General features: G+C 71.1%; 5 protein-coding genes. 4 read left to right on the plus strand and 1 reads right to left on the minus strand.

Annotated features, from left to right (window positions below; genetic code table 11):
- The 3 genes from JMF86_RS07960 to JMF86_RS07970 all read left to right on the plus strand — a co-directional run.
- A partial coding sequence (locus JMF86_RS07960; protein ID WP_201316928.1) for an iron chelate uptake ABC transporter family permease subunit occupies positions 1–599 on the plus strand: 599 nt, incomplete at its 5' end.
- Complete coding sequence (gene fhuF / locus JMF86_RS07965) at positions 596–1,396, plus strand: siderophore-iron reductase FhuF (protein ID WP_054927805.1); 801 nt, start codon at positions 596–598, stop codon at positions 1,394–1,396. The genes JMF86_RS07960 and fhuF, both read left to right, overlap by 4 nt.
- Positions 1,393–2,418 (plus strand): ABC transporter substrate-binding protein, encoded by a 1,026-nt coding sequence (locus JMF86_RS07970; protein ID WP_054927806.1) that lies wholly within the window; start codon positions 1,393–1,395, stop codon positions 2,416–2,418. Before fhuF ends, JMF86_RS07970 begins: the two co-directional genes overlap by 4 nt.
- Positions 2,419–2,601: 183 nt before the next feature.
- Here JMF86_RS07970 and JMF86_RS07975 read toward each other — a convergent pair whose 3' ends face one another.
- Positions 2,602–4,347 carry a cyclic peptide export ABC transporter gene (locus JMF86_RS07975; RefSeq protein ID WP_027812364.1) on the minus strand — a complete coding sequence of 582 codons (1,746 nt, stop codon included), beginning with the start codon at positions 4,345–4,347 and terminating at the stop codon, positions 2,602–2,604.
- A 267-nt stretch (positions 4,348–4,614) separates the two neighbouring features.
- Here JMF86_RS07975 and JMF86_RS07980 point away from each other — a divergent pair.
- Positions 4,615–8,090: non-ribosomal peptide synthetase (locus tag JMF86_RS07980; protein ID WP_201316929.1), on the plus strand; the 3,476-nt coding region annotated here is incomplete at its 3' end.

Genomic DNA, 8,090 nt, shown 5'->3' on the forward strand with positions numbered 1-8,090 from the left:
ATCACCGGCATCGCTACGCGCCGCTCGCGGTCGCGCTGACCGGCATCGTGATCGGTGCGTTGTGGACCACGCTCGCGCAATGGCTGATCACGCAGGAAAGCGTGCAGCCCGCGCGCTTCGTCGTGTGGCTCGTCGGCGGCACGTATGGCCGCAGCTGGGGCGAGGTGTCGATGCTGCTGCCGTGGTGCGTGCTCGCGGTGCCGGTGTTCGCGTGGCTCGCGAAACCGCTCGACATGCTCGCGCTCGGCGACGACCAGGCGGCTGCGCTCGGCCTGCCGGTGGCCGCGCTGCGGCCGCTCGCGCTGACGATCGCGACGCTCGCCGCGTGCGCGGCCGTCGCAGCGGTCGGGCCGGTCGGCTTCATCGGGCTGATGGCGCCGCACGTCGCGACGATGCTCGGCGCGCGCCGGCATCGCACGCGGCTGTGGCTCGCGGCGGCGTGCGGCGCGCTGATCCTCGGGTTTGCGGATCTCGCGGCGCGCACCGTCGTCGCGCCGCGCGAAGTGCCGGCCGGCGTGCTGACCGCGCTGATCGGCGCGCCGTACCTGCTCGGTCTGCTGATTCTCGAGGGGCGCCGCGCCCGGCGCGCGGGGCGATGACGCCGGCGCTCGACGGCGCGCGCGCCACGCGCTTTTCGGCGTTCGCGCCGGAACCGTTCGCCGAGCACCTCGACGTCGTCTGGCTCGGCATGCCTGACGATGCGCATGCGCCGGGCCGCGTCGTCGTGCCCGTCAGCGCGTTGCCAGCGCATCGCGACGCCGTGCTCGGCGCGATGGTCGACCATTACGGCGGCGATCCGGCGCAGCATGCGCGCGCGCTGATGTCGCAATGGAGCAAATATTATTTCGGCCGCGCGGCGCCGGCCGGCGTCGTCGCCGCGCTGACGCTCGGCCGGCCGCTCGACATGACGCCCGAGCGCACGTTCGTCGCGCTCGACGACGGTATGCCGGCCGCGCTGTATTTCGCGAGCGACGCGCTCGGCGCGCCGTGCGACGATCCTGAGCCGCGCTATGCGGGGCTCATCGCGCATCTCGGCGCGGTGATCGACCTGCTCGCGGCGATGGCCCGCGTCACGCCGCGCGTGCTGTGGAGCAACGCGGGCAACCTGCTCGACTATCTGCTCGATACGTATCGCTCGCTGCCGTGCGCGGCCGATCCCGTGGGCGACGCGAACTGGCTGTTCGGTTCGACCTGCGTGCGCGGCGAATCGAATCCGCTGCGCCAGCCCGTGCGCGATGCCGTGCCGCGCTCGCCGCTGCTGCCGACGCCGTTTCGCGCGCGCCGCGTGTGCTGCCTGCGCTACGAAATTCCTGGAGAAACGCAACTGTGTGGAAGCTGCCCCCTGCTACTGACGATGGACGACGCGGCGCTGGCCGAGCAGGACGCGATCCGGTGACGCACGCCGGCCGCCGGCACGCGCTCGGTGCACTCGCGGCGGCGTTCGGCGCCGCGTGCTGCGGTGTGTTTTCCGCATCGGCGGCGGCCGCCTCCGTGGCCGGGGGCGCGGGCGGTTCGCAACGCGCCGTGTCGCTGGCCGGCAACCCTGTCGTGTCGCAGGCCAGCGCGAAAATGCCCGTGCGGCCGCAGCGCGTGGTCGCGCTCGACTTCATGTTCGCGGAAAGCGTGATCGCGCTCGACCTCGTGCCGGCCGGGATGGCCGATACGGCGTTCTACCCGGGCTGGCTCGGCTACCGGAGCGAGCAGCTCGCGCACGTGACCGACATCGGCTCGCGGCAGGAGCCGGGGCTCGAGGCGATCGCGGCGGTCAAGCCGGATCTCATCATCGGCGTCGGCTTCCGGCACGCGCCGATCTTCGACGCGCTCGACCGGATCGCGCCGACGATCCTGTTCCAGTTCAGCCCGAACGTGTCGGAAGACGGCGTGCCGGTCACGCAGCTCGACTGGATGCGGCAGATTTTCCGGACGATCGGCGCGGTGACGGGGCGCGACGCGCGCGCGCAGGCGGTCGAAGCACAACTCGACGCCGGCATCGCCCGCAATGCGGCGCGGCTCGCGGCCGCGGGCCGCCACGGCGAGCGTGTCGCGCTGCTGCAGGATCTCGGCTTGCCCGATCGTTACTGGGCCTATACGGGCAACAGCACGTCGGCGGGCCTCGCGCGGGCGCTCGGGCTCGAGCCGTGGCCGAAGAAGCCGACGCGGGAAGGCACGTTGTACGTGACGTCGGCCGATCTGCTGCGGCAGCGCGACCTCGCCGTGCTGTTCGTGACCGCGTCGGGGATGGACGTGCCGTTGTCGGCGAAACTCGATTCGCCGGTGTGGCGCTTCGTGCCCGCGCTGAAGGAACACCGGATCGCGCTGATCGAGCGCAACATCTGGGGGTTCGGCGGTCCGATGTCGGCGCTGAAGCTGGCCGACGTGATGACCGACACGATGTTGAAGCTGCCGGCCGTGCGTTGAGCGCGGCGTGCTTCGAGCAGCAGGCGATGCCGCGTTGACGGGCAGGGCGTCGTGATCGGCCCGACGACGCGTGGCTTCCGCCATTCCTTTTCGCCACACGTCAGCCACATTCCCCGCTGAAACGACAATCGCCGGCACACTGCCCATGCAGCGTGCCGGCGATTTTTTTGAGCAACTGTCGGGTTACGCGCTCAGCGCATCGACGCCATCCTGTGCACGCAGGCGTGCCGGTTGCGTGTCGCTGACGATGCGCCCGTTGTCGAGCTTCAGCAGACGATCGGCGAGATCGAAGTAGCGGTCGTCGTGCGTGATCACGATCACGGCCTTGCCGCGCGCGCGCAGCTCCGGCAGCAGTTGCTCGTAGAACACGGCCTTGAACGACGGGTCCTGGTCGGCCGCCCATTCGTCGAACAGGTAGAACGGGCGATCTTCCAGGTACGCGACGACGAGCGCGAGCCGCTTGCGCTGCCCGGTCGACAGCGCGCGCGTCGAGAACGCGCCGTCGACCACCTTCACCTTGTGATCGAGCGCGAGTTTCGCGACGAGCGCGTTCGCCCGCGCATCGGCCTGCGCACGCGACGGATCGTCGGGGTCGACGATGCCGAGCAGCGCATCGAACAGGTGGAAATCGTTGAACACCGCGCTGAAGCGCTGCCGGTAGGCCGCGCGCTCGCGCCAGCCGATCGTGCGGCCGTCGACCTCGATCGTGCCTTGTTCGGGCTCGTACAACCCGGTCAGCACCTTCGCGAGCGTGGTCTTGCCGCTGCCGTTGCCGCCGACGATGAACACGAGCTCGCCCGGCTTGATCGTCAGGTCGATCGGCCCGATGCTGAACATCCGTTCGTCGCGTTCGTGGAAATACGCGTGCGTGACGCCGCGCAGCGTGACGGCGCCGGCCGGCGGCACGTCGGGCGCATCGGCCGCGGGCGGCACCGTGCGCAGCGCGCCGAATTCGGCCATCACGCCTTCGATCCGCCCGAGCGACACGCGCGCCGCGTTGACGGTCGGCAGGTTGTTCAGCAGACCGTCGAGCGGCACGAGCATGAACAGGAACACGACGACGTAGCCGGCCGCCGTGGCTGGATCGGCATGCACGCCGAGCTGCGGCCAGAACGATGCGACGCCGAGGAACACGTAGAACAGGAAGATGATCCAGCCGACCCCGACCGCGTACGCGCTGAACGCGCGGCGGCGGTGGTCGCGCACTTCGCCGATCGCGGCGCCGAGCTGGCCGTCGACGAACTGGCGGGCGCGCGCGTCGTGCAGCTTCAGCTCCTTCGCGCCGGAGAACAGCGAGCCGAGATAGCCGAACAGGCGGTCCTGCGCCTGGCCGGCGGCTTCGAGCGCCGCGATCGCGCGGCGATCGCCGGTGTGATAGCCGAGCGAGCCGGCGATGATCGCGGCCAGCGCCAGCAGGCACACGGGCCACGACAGCCACGCCAGGTAGCCGAGGCAGCCGAACACGATCGAGCCGTGCATGACCAGGTTCGGCAGCGCGAAGAACAGCATCGACACGTTGGTCGCGTCGTCGGTCAGCACCGACTGCACGGGCGCCGCGCCGATCCGCTCGATGTCGCGCAGCTCGGCCGCGCCGACGCGCCGCGCCAGATGCACGCGCAAGCGCGCCATCGTGTCCTGCGACAGGCGGGCGAACAGCGTGCCCGACACGATCCGCGTGACGAGCGCGATCACCGCGCACAGCGCGAAGCGCCACGCGAGTGCCGCGTCGGCGGCGCCCGGTTGCGACAGCGCGCGGTTCAGCGTCGCGACGAGCAGCACGCTCGCGACGCCGTTCAGCACGCACGCGGTGAGCGCCAGCGTGAGCGACACGCGGCTTTCGCGCAGCAGCGCAAGGATCAGGCGCGCCGCGGGGCGGCCGGGGGAAGCGTCGAGGGACGGCGGGGAAGAAGGCTCGTGGGCGGCTGTCATCGGCAACGTCGGTAAAGGGAAGGCAGGCAATAACGCGGAAACGGCAAATCTGACGCGAAAGCGGCGGGGCGAGCCCCGTTCCGGCTTTCCTCCCTGATAGACGAACGGGCCGCGCAAATATTTAGTCCCATCGGCAAAAAAAGCGGCCGCACGCACTTTGCGCGCAAAACGGTAAAAAATCGGCCGCGCCGTTCGTCACACCAGTGAAGCCGCCCCAAGCGGCCCCGAGACTTGGCCGAAGCGGCCGGACCGAAGGACTTCATGCACATGACGAGTTTCCCGACTGCGCTGCATCACCGAATCCGCGAACTGGCGCGCGTCGCGCCCGACGCGCCCGCCATCGCGGTGCCTTTCCAGAACGACCTGCGGCTGTCGCGCGGTGCGCTCGATGCACGTGCATCGCAGCTCGCCCGGCAACTGCGCGCGGCCGGCGTCGGCGCCGAAGTGCGGGTCGGCGTGTGCGTCGAGCGTTCGGGCGAACTGTTCGTCGCGCTGCTGGCCGTGCTCAAGGCCGGCGGCGTATTCGTGCCGCTCGATCCGCGTCATCCGGCCGCGCGCCTCGACTGGATCGTGCAGGATGCGCAACTGCGGCACGGCATCGTCGACGCCGCCGGCCGCGCGGCGCTCGGCACGCCATTCGAACACGCGTTCGACGTGACGGCCGAAGCATCGGGCGTCGCGCAGGATCACGGGTTCGATGACGACACTGTGAATGTGCACCCGCGTTCGGCCGCCTACATGATCTATACGTCGGGCTCGACCGGCACGCCGAAGGCGGTGGTCGTCGAGCACGGGCCGCTCGCCGCGCATTGCGACGCGCTTGCTGCCGCGCTGCCGATCGAGGCCGGCGACCGTCTGCTGCATTTCGCGTCGGTCAACTTCGACGCCGCGCACGAATGCTGGCTCGCGCCGCTCGCGGTCGGCGCCGGCATCGTCGTGGCGCCGCCGCAGCCGTTCGCGCCGGTCGACGCTCACACGCTGATGGTGCGCGAAGCCGTGAACGTCGCCGCATTTCCGCCTGCATACCTGCGTGAATTCGCGGCCGTCGCCGCGCGCGACGGCGTGCCGCCGGCCTTGCGCGTGCTCGCGTTCGGCGGCGAAGCGCTGCCGCAGCAGGCATTCGAATTCGTGCGCCGCACGTTCCCGGTGGTGCGCCTGATCAACGGTTACGGGCCGACCGAAGCCGTGATCTCGCCGATGCTGTGGCCGGTCGAACCGGGCGAGACGCCGGTGCTGGCCGCGGACGACGCGTATGCGTCGCTGCCGATCGGCCGCGTGATCGGCCCGCGGGTCGCACGCATCGACGGCGCCGAAGCCGATGGAGTGGGCGAACTGCTGCTCGGCGGTGTGTGCGTCGCACGCGGTTATCACGGCCGCCCGGCGCTCACGGCCGAACGTTTCGTTCCCGATGCGGACGGTGAGCCCGGCGCGCGCGTCTATCGCACCGGCGACCTCGCACGCTTGCGCGACGACGGTGCATACGATTATCTGGGCCGCCTCGACGATCAGGTCCAGGTGCGCGGCGTACGCGTGGAGCCGGCGGAAATCGCCGCGTGCCTGCGCTCGCATCCGGCCGTGGCCGATGCGGCCGTGATCGCCGACACCGCCAACGGGCCGACGCGGCTGATCGCGTGCGTCGCGCTGCGCGCGGCGGCCGACGATGCCGCGTTGAAGGCGCACGTGGCCGCGCAACTGCCGGCCGCGTGGCAGCCGCACCGGTTCGTGCGTTGCGATGCGCTGCCGTACACGCTGAACGGCAAGCTCGACCGTGCCGCGCTGCGCGAGCGGATTGCCGCCGCGCGCGACACGTCGCCAGCCGCCGGCGATGCGCCGCGCACGCCGACCGAACAGCAGATCGCGGGCCTCTGGCAAACGCTGCTCGGCCTCGACGTCATGCCGTCGCGCGACGATCGTTTCTTCGCGCTGGGCGCCGATTCGCTCGCCGCGATGCAGTTGCAGGCCGCGATCCGTGCGGCCGTGCGCGTGAATCTGCGGCTCGATACGCTGTTCGCCGATCCGGCGCTCGCCGAGCTGGCCGACACGGTCGATCGCGCGGAACGCGAAACCGGCGAACCGCTGGTCACGATCGCCGCGCGCCGCGCACCGGCCGATGCCGCCGCATCGGGCGCGCCGTACGTCGATCGCGCGGCATCGCTCGCGCAGCAACGTTTCTGGGTGCTCGCGCAAACGCGCGACGCCAGCGCCGCGTATCACATCGCCGCACACTGGACGATCGACGGCGTGCTCGACCGCGACGCGCTGCAGCGAGCGCTCGATCACGTGATCGGCCGTCACGAAGCGTGGCGCACGACCCTCGTCGACAACGACGACGGCGTCGTGATGCAGCGGATTCACGCGCATCTGCCGGTGTCGATCGCCGCGGTCGACCTGCGCGATCAACCGCCGGCCGCCCGCGACGCGCAAGCCGCGCGTCTCGCCGAGCGCGACGCAGCCGAGCCGTTCGACCTCGCACGCGGCCCGCTGCTGCGCGCAACACTCGTTGCGCTCGCCGACGATCGTCACCGCCTGCTGCTGACCGCGCATCACGCGATCACCGACGGCTGGAGCTCGCGCTGCGCGTTCGACGAACTGTCGGCAGCGTACCGCGCGTATGCCGAAGGCCGCGAGCCGTCGCTGCCCGAATTGCCGATCCAGTACGCCGACTACGCGGACTGGCAGCGTGACATGCTGGCCGGCGGCGAGGGCGAGCGTCAGCTCGACTACTGGCGCGGCGCGTTGCGCGACGTGCCGGGCCCGCTCGCGCTGCCGGTCGACCGCCAGCCGGGCGCCACGCGCACGCTGCACGGCGCACGTGTATCGGTGCGTCTGCCCGATGCGGTCGCGGCCGACGTGCGGCAACTCGCACGCGACGCGCAAGCGACCGTCTTCACGGTGCTGCTGGCCGCGCTCGACGCATGGCTGTCGCGCCTGACCGGAGAAACGGACGTCGTCGTCGCGGTGCCGGTCGCGCATCGCCAGCGTCCTGAAACGCGCGCATTGCTGGGTCTGTTCCTGAATACGGTCGCGCTGCGCGTACGCGTGGCGCCGACGCTGCCGTTCCGCGCGCTCGTCGACGCGGCGCGTACCGCGGCGCTCGACGCGGTCGCGCATCAGGACGTGCCGTTCGAGCGCGTCGTCGACGCGGTGAAGCCGCCCGTCAAGCGCGGCGATGAATGGCTGCGCGTGAAGTTCGCGCAGCAGTTCGACGCACGGCACGACAGCGTGTTGCCGGGCGCCACGGCGGTCGCGACGCCGGGGCCCGATCTCGCCGCACGCTTCGACTTCGCACTGGATTTCACCGACGACGCGAACGGGATCGAACTGGTCGCGGCCTATGCGACCGACTGCATCGAGGCCGATACCGCGCGTGCATGGCTTGACAGCTATGCGGCGCTCGTCGCGTCCGCTGCCCATGAACCGCACGCCACGACGGCCGCGCTGCCGTGCGATGCGTCGGCTGCGTCGCGCCAGCCGCGCGACGGCCGTGCGCTGCGTATCGAGCATGCGGACATCGTCGCCGCGTTTGCGCGGCAGGCAGCCGCCTATCCGCATCGCGTCGCGCTTTCCGACGCGTCGACGTCGCTGACGTTCGCCGAACTCGACGACGCATCGAACCGCATCGCGCGGGCGCTCACGCAACGCGGCGTGGCCGCGGAAGCGGCCGTCGTCGTCTGCGTCGAGCGTTCGTCGCGCTTCGTCGTCGGCCTGCTCGGCGCGCTGAAAGCCGGCGCGCTGGCCGTACT

The sequence above is a fragment of the Burkholderia sp. E168m15 genome, assembly GCF_016586105.1.
GTDB lineage: Bacteria > Pseudomonadota > Gammaproteobacteria > Burkholderiales > Burkholderiaceae > Burkholderia > Burkholderia orbicola.